The 17,841-nt window shown below is 44.4% G+C and carries 15 protein-coding genes, 1 tRNA gene and 1 riboswitch; of the genes, 4 read left to right on the forward strand and 12 right to left on the reverse strand.

Translation table 11 applies throughout. The annotated features are described in order from the left end of the window. Positions 1 to 209 precede the first annotated feature (209 nt). Entirely contained in the window at positions 210 to 1,286 is a 1,077-nt protein-coding gene (gene apbC, locus CAG57_RS13815; protein ID WP_099611375.1) for an iron-sulfur cluster carrier protein ApbC, read from the reverse strand. A 157-nt stretch (positions 1,287 to 1,443) separates the two neighbouring features. Here apbC and metG point away from each other — a divergent pair, with 157 nt between their 5' ends. Both metG and CAG57_RS13825 read left to right on the forward strand, forming a co-directional pair. After that, positions 1,444 to 3,510: a methionine--tRNA ligase gene (metG, locus tag CAG57_RS13820; RefSeq protein WP_161428048.1), complete on the forward strand. Its 2,067-nt coding sequence runs from the start codon at positions 1,444 to 1,446 to the stop codon at positions 3,508 to 3,510. Positions 3,511 to 3,745: 235 nt separating this feature from the next. Beyond that, positions 3,746 to 4,552 carry a hypothetical protein gene (locus tag CAG57_RS13825; RefSeq protein WP_099611377.1) on the forward strand — a complete coding sequence of 269 codons (807 nt, stop codon included), beginning with the start codon at positions 3,746 to 3,748 and terminating at the stop codon, positions 4,550 to 4,552. 60 nt (positions 4,553 to 4,612) lie between these two features. On the opposite strand, the gene udp is transcribed toward CAG57_RS13825, so the two are convergent. The 8 genes from udp to moaA all read right to left on the reverse strand — a co-directional run bounded on the left by udp (position 4,613) and on the right by moaA (position 11,465). Continuing rightward, positions 4,613 to 5,374 carry a uridine phosphorylase gene (udp, locus tag CAG57_RS13830; protein WP_099611378.1) on the reverse strand — a complete coding sequence of 254 codons (762 nt, stop codon included), beginning with the start codon at positions 5,372 to 5,374 and terminating at the stop codon, positions 4,613 to 4,615. Positions 5,375 to 5,597: 223 nt separating this feature from the next. Next, the gene (locus tag CAG57_RS13835) at positions 5,598 to 7,901 is read right to left on the reverse strand and encodes a zinc/cadmium/mercury/lead-transporting ATPase (protein WP_161428049.1); all 2,304 of its coding nucleotides are present in this window, start codon (positions 7,899 to 7,901) and stop codon (positions 5,598 to 5,600) included. Between the two features lie 184 nt (positions 7,902 to 8,085). Then, positions 8,086 to 8,502, reverse strand: a complete 417-nt coding sequence (locus CAG57_RS13840) for a CBS domain-containing protein (protein ID WP_099611379.1) — start codon at positions 8,500 to 8,502, stop codon at positions 8,086 to 8,088. 179 nt (positions 8,503 to 8,681) lie between these two features. After that, positions 8,682 to 9,131, reverse strand: a complete 450-nt coding sequence (gene moaE / locus CAG57_RS13845; protein ID WP_161428277.1) for a molybdopterin synthase catalytic subunit MoaE — start codon at positions 9,129 to 9,131, stop codon at positions 8,682 to 8,684. A gap of 5 nt (positions 9,132 to 9,136) precedes the next feature. Further along, the gene (gene moaD, locus CAG57_RS13850; RefSeq protein WP_099611381.1) at positions 9,137 to 9,382 is read right to left on the reverse strand and encodes a molybdopterin synthase sulfur carrier subunit; all 246 of its coding nucleotides are present in this window, start codon (positions 9,380 to 9,382) and stop codon (positions 9,137 to 9,139) included. After that, entirely contained in the window at positions 9,379 to 9,858 is a 480-nt protein-coding gene (gene moaC / locus CAG57_RS13855; RefSeq protein ID WP_099611382.1) for a cyclic pyranopterin monophosphate synthase MoaC, read from the reverse strand. Before moaC ends, moaD begins: the two co-directional genes overlap by 4 nt. An 11-nt stretch (positions 9,859 to 9,869) precedes the next feature. Beyond that, a complete protein-coding gene (moaB, locus tag CAG57_RS13860; protein WP_099611383.1) occupies positions 9,870 to 10,382 on the reverse strand; it encodes a molybdenum cofactor biosynthesis protein B in 513 nt (170 codons plus the stop codon). A gap of 93 nt (positions 10,383 to 10,475) precedes the next feature. After that, positions 10,476 to 11,465, reverse strand: a complete 990-nt coding sequence (gene moaA, locus CAG57_RS13865) for a GTP 3',8-cyclase MoaA (RefSeq protein ID WP_099611384.1) — start codon at positions 11,463 to 11,465, stop codon at positions 10,476 to 10,478. Further along, positions 11,454 to 11,590, reverse strand: a riboswitch (molybdenum cofactor riboswitch). It overlaps the preceding gene by 12 nt. 177 nt (positions 11,591 to 11,767) lie before the next feature. On the opposite strand from moaA, the gene CAG57_RS13870 reads away from it, so the two are divergent. Continuing rightward, positions 11,768 to 12,658, forward strand: coding sequence for a YvcK family protein (locus tag CAG57_RS13870; RefSeq protein ID WP_099611385.1), 891 nt, complete (start codon positions 11,768 to 11,770; stop codon positions 12,656 to 12,658). A 12-nt stretch (positions 12,659 to 12,670) separates the two neighbouring features. On the opposite strand, the gene luxU is transcribed toward CAG57_RS13870, so the two are convergent. The 3 genes from luxU to uvrB form a co-directional block, all read right to left on the reverse strand. Further along, complete coding sequence (luxU, locus tag CAG57_RS13875) at positions 12,671 to 13,009, reverse strand: quorum-sensing phosphorelay protein LuxU (protein WP_161433898.1); 339 nt, start codon at positions 13,007 to 13,009, stop codon at positions 12,671 to 12,673. A gap of 6 nt (positions 13,010 to 13,015) precedes the next feature. Beyond that, positions 13,016 to 14,425, reverse strand: a complete 1,410-nt coding sequence (gene luxO / locus CAG57_RS13880) for a quorum-sensing sigma-54 dependent transcriptional regulator LuxO (RefSeq protein ID WP_099611657.1) — start codon at positions 14,423 to 14,425, stop codon at positions 13,016 to 13,018. A 292-nt stretch (positions 14,426 to 14,717) separates the two neighbouring features. Next, positions 14,718 to 16,748 carry an excinuclease ABC subunit UvrB gene (gene uvrB / locus CAG57_RS13885; protein ID WP_161430546.1) on the reverse strand — a complete coding sequence of 677 codons (2,031 nt, stop codon included), beginning with the start codon at positions 16,746 to 16,748 and terminating at the stop codon, positions 14,718 to 14,720. 683 nt (positions 16,749 to 17,431) lie between these two features. On the opposite strand from uvrB, the gene CAG57_RS13890 reads away from it, so the two are divergent. Continuing rightward, positions 17,432 to 17,507 (forward strand) — tRNA-Asn (locus CAG57_RS13890). The last annotated feature ends 334 nt before the right edge of the window (positions 17,508 to 17,841 follow it).

Genomic DNA, 17,841 nt, shown 5'->3' on the forward strand with positions numbered 1-17,841 from the left:
TACCCGATACGTGTATGTGAGGAATGAAGATAAACCGCCTGATTATAGGGAGTTCATCCTACAGATACCAGTTCGTAAATCAGTAAAATACCCGTAATTTCTTATCTTGAATAAATTCACAGCAAGGCAAACGATTACCTTGCTGTTTGGAAAATATTTTCACAAAAATAAATTTAGCGGTGTCAACATTCACCGCTAAAAACTGAGACTTAATCCACGAACGTTAAGTCAATCATTTCTGGTTTTACTTGGCCTTGCCAATACAAGCTGGCGCAAATTCGCTCGGCAAGCATATAGAAGATCTGACTATGTTCACTGTCAGGACGAGCGACGACTGTTGGTTTACCAGCATCAATATCTTCTCGCATATGAATATGCAAAGGGATCTGAGCCAATAGTGCTAAGCCATATTCTCCCGCTAATGTCTGCGCACCACCAACACCAAAAATCGCTTCTTTTTCGCCACAATGACTGCAGATGTGGTAGCTCATATTTTCCACAAGCCCAACCACCGGAACCTCTACCTTCTCAAACATGGCTGCACCTTTACGTGCATCGGCTAGGGCTAAATCTTGAGGAGTTGTCACAATCACCGCCCCCGTTACCGGAATTTGTTGAGAGAGCGTTAATTGAATATCACCAGTGCCTGGTGGCATATCAATCACCAAATAGTCGAGATCGGGCCATTCGGTCTCATTTAGCAACTGAGATAAAGCTTTAGAAGCCATCGGCCCACGCCAAATAGCGGCATCAGCTTTATCGACTAAATAACCGATGGAATGGGTATAAATACCATGCGCTTGCACGGGCAGCATCCATTTGTTGTCACGCACTTCAAGTTTCGCGCCTTGCACACCAAACATTATCGGAACCGAAGGGCCATAAATATCCGCATCAAGCAAGCCAACCCTCGCCCCACTGCCCGCAATCGCCAATGCTAGGTTTGCAGCCGTGGTGGATTTGCCAACCCCACCCTTGGCAGAGGTAACCGCAATAATATTTTTAACCCCTTTAATACGATTGGCAACCTGGGTCACTAAAGCTTTAGGTGTAACCGAAATCTGATAATCAAAACAGGCGACCTGTTGTGTTTTCTGTTGCTGAACAATCCACTGCTGCAATTCTGTAACCAATGCTTGAGCTGCAAATGGGATCTGTATTTCAAATTTCCCGCTCGCGGATACGGAGACAATACTCGGAGAATGCGCCCAGTCATCAATCAAGTTGGGGTGAGAAAACTGAGTGAGCCAAGAACAAAAATCATATTTGGACGTAAATGTGAGCATAAGCCCTCCTTTTTTGCTCATGCTACCACTCTCTTTCACGACACTGAACCCTAAAAAGATAAAGTCTTATCTCGACTCTTACCTTGGCGTCAGTAGCGTCATCAGGTAGTATTAACCATTACTTTCAATACCTATCAAATATAGCGAATAATTAAGTATGGCAACTGAACCAAGAACGGTTTCTCCAAGGAAACTACTGGTAACTTGTGCCCTTCCGTACGCTAACGGTTCAATCCACTTAGGTCATATGCTTGAGCATATCCAAGCGGATATTTGGGTGCGTTACCAACGCCTACGCGGCAATATCGTAAACTTCATCTGTGCTGACGACGCTCACGGCACGCCAATTATGCTTAAAGCACAGCAGATGGATATGACACCGGAAGCGATGATCGCTGCTGTCAGTGAAGAGCACCAAAAAGACTTCGCTGGATTTGATATCAGTTTTGATAACTATCACAGCACACACAGTGAAGAAAACCGAGAACTCGCCTCTTATATTTATCTGCAACTGAAAAAAAATGGCTTTATTACTAGTCGCACCATTTCTCAGCTCTACGATCCAGAAAAAGAGATGTTCTTACCAGATCGCTTCGTGAAAGGAACCTGCCCGAAATGTAAGTCAGAAGATCAATATGGCGATAACTGCGATGCTTGTGGGGAAACCTACAGCCCAACTGATCTGATCAACCCTCGTTCTGCCGTTTCTGGTGCCACTCCCATTATGAAAGAGTCGGAGCACTTCTTCTTCGATCTTCCTCAGTTTGAAACGATGCTTAAAGAATGGACTCGCTCCGGCTCATTGCAAACAGAAACCGCCAATAAAATGCAAGAGTGGTTTGAGTCGGGTCTTCATCAGTGGGATATTTCCCGTGATGCACCCTATTTTGGGTTTGAAATCCCCGGTGAAACCAACAAATTCTTCTACGTATGGCTCGATGCGCCGATTGGTTACATGGGGTCATTCAAAAATCTTTGCAGCAAGCGCAATGATTTAGACTTTGACGAATATTGGCATAAAGACAGCCAAACGGAGCTGTACCACTTTATTGGTAAAGACATTGTCTATTTCCACAGCCTATTTTGGCCAGCGATGTTAGATGGTAGTGGGTTCCGTAAACCGACTAACATTTTTGTGCATGGTTATGTCACCGTCAACGGCGCAAAAATGTCTAAGTCGAAAGGGACATTTATCAAGGCCAGCACTTACCTTAAACATATCGAACCTGAGTGTTTACGCTACTACTATGCGGCAAAACTCAATAACCGGATCGATGATCTGGATTTGAATCTGGAAGACTTCACACAACGTGTGAATGCCGACGTCGTCAATAAAATCGTCAATTTAGCCTCTCGTAATGCGGGTTTTATTGCTAAACGTTTTGACGGTCAATTATCGGCTCATTTCGCAGAGCCCGAGTTATACCATGAGTTTATTACCGCCGCGGATCGCATTGGCGAGCTGTATGAAAATCGTGAGTTTAGCCGTGCCATTCGTGAAATTACTGCACTCGCGGATAAAGCCAACCAATACGTGGACGAAAAAGCCCCTTGGGTGGTAGCAAAACAAGAAGGCCAAGATCAAACACTGCAAGAGATCTGTACCGTAGGTATCAACCTATTCCGCGTGTTGATGACTTACTTAAAACCAGTCATGCCATCACTCGCTGAACGCTCTGAAGCCTTCTTAAATCAAACGCTCACTTGGGATGGCATTGCTCAGCCTTTAACAGATCATCCGATCACTGCCTTCAAAGCGCTATTTAATCGTATTGATCCTAAGCACATTGAAGCCATGATCGAAGCGTCAAAACAAGAAGCTGCTGCTGAAAAATCTGCCGCAGAAGTCGCTGCACCTAAAGCACAGCAAACGGAGTTAAGCAAAGATCCCATTAGCGCAGAAATCGAATTTGACGATTTTGCTAAAGTAGACCTACGTATCGCGAAAATTCTTGCTTGTGAAGCGGTACCGAAAGCGGATAAATTGCTGAAATTCCAGTTAGATATTGGCGGTGAAACACGTCAAGTTTTCTCTGGCATTAAAGCAGCATATAACCCAGAAGATCTGGTCGGAAAATATACCGTCGTGGTCGCTAACTTGAAACCACGTAAAATGAAGTTTGGTCTATCAGAAGGGATGATCTTAGCCGCTGGCCCTGGTGGTCGTGAGCTGTGGATTTTAGAACCACATGAGGGTGCCCAACCTGGTATGCGTGTAATGTAACTCATTCCAGAGAACGTCAGCTTTAGGGTCTGTTGACCCTAGTGAGTTAGCCCCTATGACTTATCGGTACTAGGGGCTTTTTTCTTTTTTCAATCCCTCTTTTCGAGCATATCGCACCAACACGGTGCGAGTTTAACGAATAAAGCAAATTAAACTATTGATTTATTAGCCATAAAATATTGGCATCAAGCATGCAACTCCTTTAATGGTGACTAACATAAACAAGGAGTCGCTTATGTTTGTTTTTATTTCAATGCTTATCTCTATCGCCGTTTTGTATTTGATGTACTTATTTACCCAACAAAAAGAGTCGGCTTTACAGCGGAAATACACCTTATTAATCAATTTACGACAGTTACTCTTCTTATGTCGTCAGCATCGTAGTGCTACACATCACAGCTTGATGTTTGGCCAAGACCGGTCGACAGAATTACAACACTTACAGCAACAGATTGAAGAGAATTCAGAGCGTTTAGTTGCCACTGCACATTTTGATAATAAACCTATCTATCGGATTTTACAGCTGACATTGAAAGGGCTAGCCAATGATTGGCAAAAGCGAAGCATTTCTCGTAACCAAATGCTGCATGGTAAAGCGATTCGTCACTGCTTATTCTTACTAGATGAAGTCATGTTGGCTTGGCTAGTCGAGTCGAACCGAGAAGATTTGAGTGATGAATATCATATGAACTGGCAACAAGTACTTGACAGCATGGATGCATTAACTCAACTACGGATGTGCATTGAGGAGATGCATACCGAGGAAGGGCGCGCTCGGCTAAAATATTATTGCGGAGTTGTGCATCGAAAACTCAACCAGTTGGCACTCATTAGCCCGTTGTCTATTGCATCACCAGCCGGTGGTCAGGCGATGCATCGCTTAACGGAGTTACAAGATGCGCAGGCATTCATTATGGAACCTGAAGCTTTTTATCAACTCACCTCAGAAATTTCACTGAGTATCGCCGACGTGTACGATCAAATGTTAACGGATCTAACAGAGAGCTTATACCTACCATTACCTAAATTAGTTCTGGCTTAACGCTCTTAAAGCGATCCATAAGCACCGTGAATTCGGTGCTTATGGATTTGAAGCGATTATTTATTTGAGCATTTTACGAGCCGCTTCGACCACCACTCTGATAGAACGCGCTTCCGTTTCTTTCAATGTTGCATGATCAGGGATCTCTTTTTGTGTCCGGTTAATGATCACCCCCGCCACACAGCCAGCTTTTAACCCAGAACTCGCACACATGGTTAATAAAGTGGCGGATTCCATTTCAAAGTTAAGCACGCCCATTTCTTGCCATTCTTTCATCGAACCTTGGAAACGGCGAACGACACGTCCGGTGAAGGTATCATAACGTTCTTGGCCTGGATAAAAAGTATCACTTGATGCCGTCACTCCCATATGTACGGTTGCACCGCTTTCCAGTACCGCTGCTTTCATGGCAGTCGCAACGTCAAAGTCAGCTACCGCTGGGAATTCCATTGGGGCAAAGTGCAGGCTAGCACCGTCAAGGCGAACCGAACCAGTACTCACAATCATATCCCCCACATTAACATGAGGTTGAATTGCGCCAGTGGTTCCGACCCGCAAGAAAGTTCGAACACCTAATTGCGCTAACTCTTCAACAGCAATAGACGTTGAAGGGCCTCCAATCCCGGTTGAGCACACCACCACAGCGTGGCCATCAAGCTCAGCACGATAGAGCGTATATTCACGGTGACTGGCTAAAAAGACAGGGTTATCCATTAATTCGGCAATTTTTTGTACTCGTGCGGGATCCCCGGGAATAATGGCCAACGTGGCCCCATTCAAATCGGCCTGAGTAACACCTAAGTGAAATACAGCTTGAGACATAAGTAACTCCTTCATCGCGGCTTATTCTGCGCATCGTTAGTATTGGGTACAGCGCTACTCTAGCCCACTCACCAGTAACAATAAGTGATAGCCATCACAACAAAACGAGTAACAAAAACAGAAATTTCAAAGGAAACCGATTTGCATCACACATTTTTGTTATGTTTATGTAATAAAGATTCCTATCAACGCTAGATAACCATGTGATCACACAAGTAATCTCTTACCAAGAAGTATCACGCGCGGGCTTAAAACGTAATAGGCGTAAAGCATTTAACGTCACTAATGCCGTTGCGCCACTATCGGCTAATACCGCAACCCATAAACCAGTAATACCCAGTAAGCTGGTGACCAAAAAAATGCCTTTCAAGCCAAGAGCTAACGTCACATTTTGACGAATATTATTCAGGGTTGCCCGTGAAAGCTGGATCATACCGGCTAACCCTAACAGTCGATTATGCGTTAAGGCGGCATCTGCGGTTTCTAACGCAACATCGGTACCGCCCCCCATGGCAATACCGATACTCGCCTGTTTCATCGCGGGGGCATCATTAATCCCATCACCCACCATCGCGACCTGATGTTGCTCAGCCAGTTGTTCAATAAAGGTAACTTTATCTTGTGGTAACAACTCAGCTTGGTATTCAATGGATAACGTCTGAGCAATGGCGGCAGCACTACGGGAGTTATCCCCCGTGAGCATAATGCTCTTTATACCCAGTTGTTTCAGCTGCGCAATCGCGATTTTGGCATCATCTCTTAATGTATCTTGCCATGCGATAATGCCGACCGGCTGCTGATCTTTAACCGCTATCGCCAGCGTTTTTCCCTCATTCTCTAAACCAATGATCTGGGCTTGAAGCGACGAATCTAATGCTCTTGGCAATTTATTCGGCGATAATAAAGAATAACGTTGCCCATCAACGACACCGGTTATCCCTCGCCCAATCAACGCTTGTTTATCGATAGCCGTGATCATTGAATATCCGCGACACTTGACCGCTTCAATTAATGATGTCGCGAGTGGATGCGTTGACCCTTGTTCAATCGCAGCAACCGCGCTCAACCAAGTAGGTTCAGATGCGATCAGATCAATAATATCGGTGACTTGCGGCTTTCCTTGCGTGAGCGTTCCCGTTTTATCAAACGCCATGACTTGAATCCGACCAAGTTGTTCTAATACTGCTCCGCCTTTAATCAATACTCCTCGTCGAGCACCTGCCGCTAAGCCTGAGGTTATGGCCGCTGGCGTCGAAATAACCAACGCACATGGACAGGCAATCAATAACAATGCTAGACCTCGGTATGTCCAAGTTTCCCAAGGTTGCGCGAACAACAAAGGAGGAAGCACCACAACAGCCAAAGCCACGGCCATCATCAGCGGAGTATACCAGCGACTAAACGTATCGAGAAAACGTTCCAACGGTGCTTTACGTGACTCAGCCTCCTCAATTAAATGCAAAATTCGGTCAATTGCATTCTCTCCAGCTTGAGAGGTAATCCCCATCTGAATCACTCGATCGACGACAACAGCCCCAGCGAATAAAGCCTCACCTTGCTGCCGTTCAATAGGAATCGACTCCCCCGTGAGTGCGCTTTCATCAAAGCTTGCCACCGGATCCAGCAGGGTACCATCGGCGGGTAGGCGTCCCCCCGGAGCCACTTCGACCCTATCACCGGGTTGCAATTGCTGGGCTGAAACTACCGTTCGCTGACCTTGCTGATCGATTTTAGTTGCCATATCAGGGACTAGCGCCATCAAAGCCTGTACGCCTGAGCGAGCACGGGCCGCGGCCACTCCCTCTAGCCGTTCACCAATCAAAAAGAGTAACAACACCATAGCCGCTTCAGCCGTTTCACCTAAATATAAAGCCCCCAAAGCCGCCACGGTCATCAAGGTTTCAATGGCAAAAGGCGTTCCCGACTGGGCCAATTTCCAGGCTTTTCGTGCAATCGGGAACAGGCCGAATAGGCAAGTTAGTGTAAAGATCCACATCGCCCACTCTGTTGACCACGGAGCAGCGATAGCTCCTATCGCCATTGCAGCACCAATAGTGCCAATACGGAGGTTGTCTGGTTGTAACCACCAGGGTACTGATTGTTGCCCTTGATCCGATGCTGCCTTCATTGACGATTGAATCGCAAATCCAGCATTGGTGACCGCTTGCTCTACACGATTCGCGGTTTCCGCTTGGTTAAATTGCACAATTAATTTTTGCGTCGTAAACAGAACTTTTGCATCAACAACATCAGTCACTTTCTGCAAAGCCGTTTCTATTTTTCTCGCACAAGATGGACAATCCATCCCCACGACTTGCCAGCTTTGCTGATACAACGCCTTGGCTATAATAGGCTCTTCCTCTTCGAGTGCAGTGCTGTCACAACAACGTCCACCACAACAAGAGGTACTATTGGACGTAACACCATGCTGCCCTGCATGATTCAGGTTTGTGGAACAACACGCTGTCGACGGTTGATCAAAATCAGATGGCTGAGTAGCACAACAACCTTCATGCTTTACACACATAAATAAAGCTCCTTGACTGAGTATGTATAAAGCATAAACCTTAGAGTTAACTCCAAGGTCAAGACCTTAATGAGATAAAATAATTAATCAAAAAATGCCCATAAACCTATGGGCATCATCTACAAATTTAACTGTTATCAATAAATTAAGAAATTATAAGAAATTAAAAAAAATTAAGGTAAAACTAAACCGGATTCTTGAAACACGCGGTTAAATTTTTCGCTATCGCCAGCAACACATCACGCCGAGTAATGATGCCCACCAACTTACCTTGTTCGACGACTGGATACACTTTCGGTTTACCGACTTTCATCATATCCGCGAGTTCAATGATCGACGTATCGGGTGAAACAGAAAGCACCTCTTGATGCATACAGTCACTGACAATGTGGGTATCTTGACAGAAATAACTCACTTTAATCAGTTTATCGAGTAAATCTTGTTCAGATATAAACCCAATAACTCGTTTCTGCTCATCAATGACTGGCCCCCCTAAATGACGAGAATGCATTACTCGTTCAAGAGCGGCACTCAGTGACATATCGGGGCTGAAGGTAACCGCTTGAACGGTCATGTAGTCTCTTACTTTCAATGAATCCATTACTGTCTCCTTGCGTCATGAACTACGCCTATACAGTAAGTGTTGACTAATTTCTTGATTTTACTAAATAGAAATCAATATTTTTTATCTGAGAAACTAACGATACCAGTAGTGACTGGCCAGAGAAGGGGGTGAATCGTCGATAAGAGGAAGCCAGCACACGCTGGCAAACTCAATGGCTACCAGCGTTGGGCGGCTTGATGGTCGCAGTCGCGTGACTCAACCCAACGGGAACTTTGCGTGGTGCGCTCTTTTTTCCAAAAAGGTGCTTGGGTCTTTAATGTATCCATAATAAATTCGCAAGCCTCAAAACTAGCATGGCGATGAGCACTGGTAACGCCAACAAAGACAATCTGCTCACCGGCATCCATATCACCAATTCGATGAATGACTCGAACCTTTTGTAAAGGCCAACGACTCAGGGCCTGCTCACAAATAGCCTCCAGTGTTTTTTCCGTCATACCGGGGTAATGCTCTAAATGCAGCCCAACCACATCATCGCCTAAATTCATGTCACGCACTTTGCCGACAAAAGTCACAATCGCGCCAGCGCCACTACCTTGTGCTAAAGCGGCGTATTCATCAGCAACAGAAAAATCGTCATATTGAACGGAAACGTTTGAATTCATGCTGATCAGCCTCCAGTTACCGGTGGAAAGAAAGCGACTTCATCTCCCGATTGTAGAGGATGCATCATTGGGACAATCGATTGATTAACAGCGGCAAGTAATTTATCAGCCTGTAAGGCAAGTGGCCACTTGCCTTCTTGTTGAGATAAATAATGACGAAGTGCTTCTACCGTTTCAAAACGAGCCTCAAGCTCTATTTGATCGCACCCGAGCAATTCTCGAGTTTGTGCAAAAAAAAGTACTTTGATCATTGTTCTGCCTTAAAGTGTCCTGATTTACCGCCCACTTTTTCAAGTAAACGAACCTGTTCAATCACCATGTCTTTTTGTACCGCTTTACACATATCGTAAATCGTTAATGCGGCAACAGAGGCTGCGGTCAATGCTTCCATTTCAACCCCGGTTTTTCCTGCTAATTTACACACCGACTCGATACGAACTCGATTTTCATGTACTAAAGCTTCAAGATTCACTTCGACCTTTGACAGCAATAAAGGGTGACAAAGCGGAATGAGATCCCAAGTTTTTTTTGCTGCCTGAATCCCGGCAATTCTCGCCGTTGCAAATACATCACCTTTATGATGCTGCCCCGAAATGATCAGTTGCAAGGTTTCAGGTGCCATGCGCACATAAGCTTCTGCTCTGGCCTCTCGCTCAGTATCTCGCTTGGCAGAGACATCAACCATGTTAGCTTCACCACTGGCATTAATATGACTAAACTGGTTCATCATGCTCCCTTTTATAGGCTCAAGTGCGGCATAAAATTACAAGGACGGTGGCTGGCATCCAACTGCTGTTTAATAATTTTTGTCCAGCCGGTTCGACACGCTCCGGTCGAACCGGGCATGGCAAAAATCACCGTATGATTAGCAAACCCAGCCACAGCACGAGACTGGATAGTAGAGGTTCCGATCTCTTCATATGACACCATACGAAATAGCTCGCCGAAACCTTCAACCTCTTTATCAAATAAGGGTTTTAATGCTTCTGGCGTACTGTCACGCGAAGTAAACCCTGTACCTCCCGTAATCAAAACAACCTGAACGTGCTCGTCAGCAATCCACTGGGAGACAATGGCACGAATTTGGTACATATCATCAATGACAATTTGTTTATCAACTAGCTGATGTCCCGCTTCTATAAGTTGATCCGCTAAATAACGGCCGGAGGTGTCATTGTCTTCCGTCCGTGTATCTGACACGGTTAATACGGCAATATTCGCCGGTTGAAATTTACTTTCTGCATGCCCCATTTATTCACCTTCACTATTTATTCGTTGCTAGGGTCTGTTGACCTTTCGCGATTAAATTTTATTCGAAAGGTCGACAGACCCTAAGTCACACCACTATCCACCGATAGAAGCAAGATGTGGTGTGATTCCCGTATTCCCCTCATGCAAAAAGTGGCTTACGGATTTATTCTGTAGTTGTCTTTGGATACGTTGAATCAATGCTGATTGCTGCTCATCATCTTGCAACAGATCGCGCAATTGAACGCCTTGGTCACCAAATAGACATAAATGCAACTTGCCAAGAGCTGAGATACGTAAGCGATTACAGCTATGGCAGAAGTTTTTCTCATACGGCATAATCAGCCCAATTTCACCCTGATAGTCAGGATGTCGATAAACTTGGGCTGGCCCATCATTTTTACCGCGAGCCTTAAGTTGCCACCCATCAGCTATGAGTTGATTGCGCAACGCAATACCAGACACATGATGTTGAGTAAACAACGAGTCCATCTCCCCCGTTTGCATCAGTTCAATAAATCGAAGTTGTATCGGGCGATGTTTAATCCAAGCCAGAAACTGCGGCATCGTTTGTGCGTTGAGATTTTTCATCAATACTACATTGACTTTGACTTGCTCAAAGCCAACTTCGAAGGCACGGTCAATCCCTTGCATGACTTGATAAAAGCGGTTTTCACCGGTAATTTGTTGAAACATACGAGGGTCAAGGCTATCGACACTGACATTAATATCCGTCAGCCCGGCTTGTCTCCATTCGTCAATTCCCTTTGCCATACGATAGCCATTGGTCGTCGTTGCGACTTTTTCAATGCCTTTCTCACCGGCAACCGTGTGTATGATTTCAGTAAAATCTTTACGTAAGCTTGGCTCTCCGCCAGTAATTCTGACTTTAGAAGTACCACAGTGAGCAAATGCACTGACAATGCGATGGATTTCAGGCAAGGTTAAAAAGGAGGAATTCTTTTTCCCCGAAGGTTGATAACCATCGGGTAAACAATAGGTACATTTAAAATTACAGACGTCTGTAATAGACAAACGCAAATAATAAAACTTGCGTTGAAATCGATCTTCAAATTGTTGCGCCACGGAACACCTTTCCAAATACGGGAGGCATAACCATTTCCAGTTAGGCCCTTGTGACGTGAAGTCACTGGCTTATGTCACTTATCATTATAGACTTAGCAACACTAAGCTCGGAGTTATGGCAACTAAAGAGGTCAGAGTGTCCTCTCAATTGCAGCTAGGCGCTAAAATACTTAATATTGGTGTGTGATTCCAGTACCAGCACGAAAAAAACTTACTTGTCACTCAAATTACCTGAAAATGAGTACCATCTGTCGCTGAATTACTCTAAATTTTAAGGCACCGCAGGGCATAAGAAGAAATGTATGAGCCTCTATAAACATAAAAAGGTGGTCGCCATTGGCGGTGGTCACGGATTAGGCCGAGTATTGGCGGCATTAAACGTTTTTGGCAGCAACGCAACTGGGATTGTAACCACAACCGATAACGGCGGATCGACAGGGCGCATTCGTCATTGCCAAGGCGGTATTGCGTGGGGAGATACTCGTAACTGTATTAATCAGTTAATTACCGAGCCATCGATCAGCTCAATGATGTTTGAGTACCGATTTAAAGGCGCGGGTGAGTTAAATGGGCATAATCTAGGAAACTTGATGCTGACGGCACTTGACCATCTCTCGGTCAGGCCGTTGGATGCGATCAACCTTATCCGCAACATGCTAAAAGTCGATGTGAATATCGTCCCCATGTCTGAACACCCTGCAGATTTAACCGCACTATCGACGGAAGGGAAATGGGTCACAGGGGAAACAAGCGTCGATGAAATGCAGCAAGACTTGTTAAGGCTAGATCTTGACCCAGAAGTCCCGGCGACTCGGGAAGGTGTCCACGCGATTGAGCATGCTGACGCCATTATTCTTGGCCCAGGCAGCTTTCTGACCAGTGTAATGCCACCATTGCTGTTACCAGAAATCGGCCACGCTATTGCCAATAATACTCAAGCTAAACTTATCTTTGTGGAAAACCTCTCGCCAGAATACGGGCCAGCAGGGCGAATGAGTTTGGCCAAAAAACTCGAATGGTGTGAACGAGCTTGCCAAGCACGTGAAATCGATGTGATTCTTGGAGCCGAACCTCACCCTGAATTACTGGATAAGTGGAACTGCATCACTCGTGACCTAGCCTCACCCAACCGTGACTGGCGACACGATCGCGTCAAGCTTCGTCAAGCGATTGAAGAGCAATTAATTGATTAATTGATTAATTGATTAATTGATTAATTGATCATAATGATGGGCCGTATGCTTGAGTTTATCAATCATACTCGCCACTTCAATAGCCTCGTCTATGGCTATCCCTTGCTTGAATTGATGGTCGAGCGCTTGAGCCTTTGCATGCAGTCTATCAGCGCCAAAGCTAGCAGCACTGCTCTTTAAGGCATGACTAATTTCAGCCAAGTAAGCGAGCCGTCCTGCATTTTTTTCATCAGATAAATTTTTCTGATATGTGGATAGCTCGCTTAAAAATATCTCGATTAAGAGTGGCAAGTTTTCTGCGCCAATCTCTTGTGATAAGCGCTCAATCTTATTGCGGTTGATCCATTCCATGGGCGATTACCTTTCCTTCTCTCGCTCTTGCTCTTTTTCATTCCAGGCTTGTAACTTACGATAAATTGTTGATGGGCTAACATCTAAGTAGCTCGCAGCGCGGGGAATATTACCATCACACGCCTTAATGGCTTGTTCTATCGCTTGTTTTTCTGTCACCCATAATGGAAAGATATCATGCACAGAAAGCACAGATTCCATCGTTTGAGACACTAAACGTTCTTGAGTACTCGGTAAATTCAACGGTGGCGGTAACATAGACAAGGTAATCTCTTGCCCATTATTAAGCACCACCACGTTACGTAACACATTTTGTAATTGGCGTACATTTCCTGGCCATTCGTAATGCTTAAAGCGTTCAATGACTTCAGGAGAGAGACGAACAAATTCCTTTCCTTCTTCTTTGGCCATATGCCCAAGCAATGAGTAAGCAATTTCAATCACATCCTCCCCTCGCTCTCTTAGTGGCGGCAAATGGAGAGGAATGACATACAATCGATAGTACAAATCTTCGCGAAAACGCCCCTCTTGAACTTCTTTCCAAGGATCACGGTTGGTCGCACACACAAAACGCACATCAACTTTATGCATTTTTGAGGAGCCGACTTTTTGAAAAGTCCCGGTTTGAATAAAGCGCAATAGCTTGGTTTGTAAGTCCAAATCCATTTCGCATAATTCATCTAAAAACAGAGTGCCACCATCCGCTAGCTCTGCTGCACCTTGCCGATCAACGGCAGCGCCAGTAAATGCGCCTTTGACATGGCCAAATAATTCGCTCTCAATTAAGTCTTTTGGTATCGCGGCACAGTTAATGGCAATAAACGGTTTTTCGCCACGTTTACTCGCCGCATGGATCGCTTCAGCACAGACCTCTTTTCCGGTACCACTTTCTCCCGTGATAAAAATACTGGCTTTACTGCTGGCCGCAGAATCAATCGTTCGATACACCAATTGCATGGTCTGGCTACTGCCAATAAACCCTTGATAACTAGAATTATTCGCATGGCTAGGATTATTTTTTAATTTAGAAGCTTTACGAATTGCATTATTCACGGTAATCCGTAACCGATCCGCTTCACAGGGTTTAATTAAAAAGTCCTGAGCGCCATAACGCATCGCTTCCACTGCGGTATCGATCGAACCATGCGCGGTCATAAAAATAACAGGCACATCCGGTGAACGCTCTTTGACCGCTCGCAACACATCCATCCCAGTCATATCTGGCAAGCGCAAATCAAGTAAAATTAAGTCCGGTTTACGTTGATTTAAACTTTCAATGGCATCGCGTCCGGTACCAACAATAGTGATATCAATTTCTAATGGCGTTAAATAGGAACGATACAGCGCAGCGACCGAAACGGTATCCTCGACCATAAGTAGATGTTTTGATTTGAAGTGATTCTCAGTGTGTTGCATAACCCAGCCATTTATTATTTGCATTTTGATTAATCATTGCATTAAGAGTTGCATTTTGCAAATTTCATATTGCTATTCTGTTATTAATGAGCGGTCAATGTCGCGTAATATCCTCATAAACCAGTAATTTTATACTTGGCATGAAACATGCTTATTTAAAAGCGACCCTAACGGGTCACCTAGCCAACTGACGTTGTTAGTGAATACTATATTCATACTATATCAGCCAATAGACCTTTTTCTATTGGCTATTTTTTTGCCTTTACCCCGCACTAACGATTCGTATCATGTGCTAACTATTCGCAATAAATTGCTGCCGCAATTTTTCTATTTCATCTCGCTTAGCCGCCGCTAACTCAAATTCAAGATCTTGTGCGTGTTGGTACATTTGTCCTTCTAATTTTAAGATTTCTTTCTCTAGTTGTTGAGGGGTTAAGTGTCTATATTCGGCTCTCTCTTCGGCGACTTTCGACAAAGGCACCACCCGGCTCACTTTTTGTTTACGTGCCTTAGTCGCATCGCCTAGCTCCATGATATCGCTAATACTACGCTTTAAAGCCTGTGGCTGAATGCCCATGCTCTCGTTATAGGCACGTTGTTTTTCTCGGCGACGTTCGGTTTCATCGATCGCTTTTTTCATCGACTTTGTTACGGTATCAGCATAAAGAATGGCTTTCCCTTCCAGATGTCGAGCCGCGCGACCAATCGTTTGGATTAATGAACGTTCAGAGCGCAAAAAGCCTTCTTTATCGGCATCTAAAATGGCCACTAAAGAGACTTCTGGCATATCTAACCCTTCTCGTAATAAGTTGATACCCACCAAAACATCAAACACACCAAGCCTTAAATCACGAATGATCTCAACTCGCTCAACAGTATCAATGTCTGAATGTAAATAGCGCACCTTTATCCCATGTTCATGCAAATATTCGGTGAGATCTTCAGCCATACGTTTGGTTAACGTCGTGACCAAAACTCGCTCATTTTTCACTGAACGTAATCGAATCTCTGATAGCAGATCATCCACTTGAGTCGTAACCGGGCGAACTTCCAGTGCCGGATCGAGTAACCCTGTGGGCCGAACCACCTGTTCAACCACTTCACCAGCCGATTTTTCTAGCTCATACTGACTCGGGGTCGCGGACACAAAAATCGTTTGTGGTGCGAGCGCTTCAAACTCCTCAAATTTTAATGGTCGATTATCTAACGCAGAAGGCAGGCGGAATCCAAATTCAACTAACGTTTCTTTACGTGAACGATCCCCTTTATACATTGCGCCAATTTGTGGCACCGTGACGTGTGATTCATCGATTACCAATAGACCATCATGAGGTAAATAATCAAAAAGCGTGGGTGGCGGCTCGCCTTCACTACGGCCGCTCAGATAGCGAGAATAGTTTTCGATACCAGAGCAAAAACCCAATTCATTCATCATTTCGATATCAAACTGAGTCCGTTGCGTGATGCGCTGTTCTTCCAGTAACTTATTATGTTCAAGCAAGTATTGACGACGAAGCTGTAGCTCTTGCTTGATCTGCTCAATGGCTTCCAGAATTCGCTCTCGAGGCGTAACATAGTGCGTTTTAGGGTAGATGGTATAACGCGCTAAATCACGCTGCTTAATGGCTCCCGTTAACGGGTCGAATAAACTGATGCATTCCACCTCATCATCAAACATCTCTACACGAACGGCTTCTTGTTCCGATTCAGCAGGAAAAATATCAATGACCTCGCCTCGGACTCGAAACTGACCACGCTCAAATGCCATTTCATTACGGGTATATTGTAATTCAGCTAAACGACGAAGCATGTCACGTTGGTTGAGCACATCACCACGACGTAAATGCAGCATCATTTTCAGGTAAGAGTCAGGGTCGCCCAAACCATAAATGGCAGAGACCGACGCCACGATAATGGCATCTTTTCGTTCGAGTAACGCTTTGGTTGCAGAAAGACGCATCTGCTCTATATGGGCATTAACGGCAGCATCTTTCTCGATAAAGGTATCGGTTGTCGGAACATAAGCTTCAGGCTGATAATAATCATAATAAGAAACAAAATATTCCACAGCATTATGTGGGAAAAAACTTTTCATTTCTCCATACAGTTGAGCGGCTAGGGTCTTATTCGGTGCTAATAAAATCGTCGGACGCTGCGCTTGAGCGATCACATTGGCTAACGTAAAGGTTTTTCCCGATCCGGTGACACCCAATAATGTTTGATGCGCGAGTCCTGCATCAATCCCTTCTAACAGGCGCTGAATTGCTGCGGGCTGATCTCCCGAAGGTTGATAGTGCGAAACCAACTCAAATGCTTTGCTCATTATCATCTTTCCATGTTAGCGATTTTTATACCGGATATTCTCCGCATCCCAGCCTTGACTAGCAAGTAAAAGTGTTGCATTAACGTTTAAAATAGCTGAATGCTTTTCTCTCCAGCAGGATAGTGTTCGCTCAATAAAGTCAGCGCGTCCGTTCAAATCTAAACCGGCCATCTTAACGAGTAACAAAAGAATAAAAACGCTGGCTCTTATAGAAAAATCTTGCGTGGTAGATCGCTAAAAGTTCACAACAAATCGTAGCCAACCTCTTTTTACTTTGCTATTATCCTCAACCCTAGTGATACCCCTCCCCGGCATTAACCTGTAAATAATCCACTGGTTTTCCCCATTTTTCTTAAATACATTTAAAATTTGTATATTTCACGCTATTAACTACCCACTTTTCTTATCTGTTGATAAAGCAATAAAAACCCTTAAAAACAGATAGTTAAGCAGAAAAGAAATCGATTACACTGCTAAAACATAAAAATAAAAATAGAAAAGAAATAATTACCCAACAACCATCAACACACTTATCCACAAATTTGGTGGATAAGTAAATTGGGGCCAAACAGGATAAGGGATACAGAAAAGTAAAGTCCTTAATGTAAAAAAAACTATTTTTTTCACACCGTATGAGTTGACACTTTGAATGCCAGTCGCTAACATCCGCAACAACAATTGATTCCCCCTTAGTTCAGTTGGTAGAACGGCGGACTGTTAATCCGTATGTCGCAGGTTCGAGTCCCGCAGGGGGAGCCAAATTCCAGAAGAAAGACGTCCTAGGACGTCTTTTTTTGTCTCTAAACCTAGCTATATGAAGGGGGGGGGGGGCATTCTCTTAACGTCTTATCCTGACTGATACTAGCTTAGTTTATCGAAGCAGCCCCCTTCACCGACCTAGAAAAAGTAAAACTGGCTAAATTAGGTGCGGAATGACGGATTTAAACCCGGATTATCATTCTCACTGCATAGTTTAGATTTATAAAACCTTTCGATTACTTTCTCAGCGGTATAAAATGGGTATTTAACTATTATTTTCTCGTCATCGATTATTCTTCTAGTAAAATAATCACCACCATAGAAATATTTATTC

The organism is Vibrio sp. V30_P3S12P165 (assembly GCF_009904905.1).
Taxonomy (GTDB): domain Bacteria; phylum Pseudomonadota; class Gammaproteobacteria; order Enterobacterales; family Vibrionaceae; genus Vibrio; species Vibrio fujianensis.

What these genes read in the sequence shown, in the direction of transcription:
- luxO (WP_099611657.1), bottom strand. Translation starts at nt 14,425, where the DNA reads ATGCAACACACTGAGAATCACTTCAAATCAAAACATCTACTTATGGTC.
- CAG57_RS13835 (WP_161428049.1), bottom strand. Translation starts at nt 7,901, where the DNA reads ATGTGTGTAAAGCATGAAGGTTGTTGTGCTACTCAGCCATCTGATTTT.
- CAG57_RS13825 (WP_099611377.1), top strand. Translation starts at nt 3,746, where the DNA reads ATGTTTGTTTTTATTTCAATGCTTATCTCTATCGCCGTTTTGTATTTG.
- moaD (WP_099611381.1), bottom strand. Translation starts at nt 9,382, where the DNA reads ATGATCAAAGTACTTTTTTTTGCACAAACTCGAGAATTGCTCGGGTGC.
- apbC (WP_099611375.1), bottom strand. Translation starts at nt 1,286, where the DNA reads ATGCTCACATTTACGTCCAAATATGATTTTTGTTCTTGGCTCACTCAG.
- CAG57_RS13840 (WP_099611379.1), bottom strand. Translation starts at nt 8,502, where the DNA reads ATGGATTCATTGAAAGTAAGAGACTACATGACCGTTCAAGCGGTTACC.
- udp (WP_099611378.1), bottom strand. Translation starts at nt 5,374, where the DNA reads ATGTCTCAAGCTGTATTTCACTTAGGTGTTACTCAGGCCGATTTGAAT.
- moaB (WP_099611383.1), bottom strand. Translation starts at nt 10,382, where the DNA reads ATGGGGCATGCAGAAAGTAAATTTCAACCGGCGAATATTGCCGTATTA.
- luxU (WP_161433898.1), bottom strand. Translation starts at nt 13,009, where the DNA reads ATGGAATGGATCAACCGCAATAAGATTGAGCGCTTATCACAAGAGATT.
- metG (WP_161428048.1), top strand. Translation starts at nt 1,444, where the DNA reads ATGGCAACTGAACCAAGAACGGTTTCTCCAAGGAAACTACTGGTAACT.
- moaC (WP_099611382.1), bottom strand. Translation starts at nt 9,858, where the DNA reads ATGAACCAGTTTAGTCATATTAATGCCAGTGGTGAAGCTAACATGGTT.
- moaE (WP_161428277.1), bottom strand. Translation starts at nt 9,131, where the DNA reads ATGAATTCAAACGTTTCCGTTCAATATGACGATTTTTCTGTTGCTGAT.
- CAG57_RS13870 (WP_099611385.1), top strand. Translation starts at nt 11,768, where the DNA reads ATGAGCCTCTATAAACATAAAAAGGTGGTCGCCATTGGCGGTGGTCAC.
- uvrB (WP_161430546.1), bottom strand. Translation starts at nt 16,748, where the DNA reads ATGAGCAAAGCATTTGAGTTGGTTTCGCACTATCAACCTTCGGGAGAT.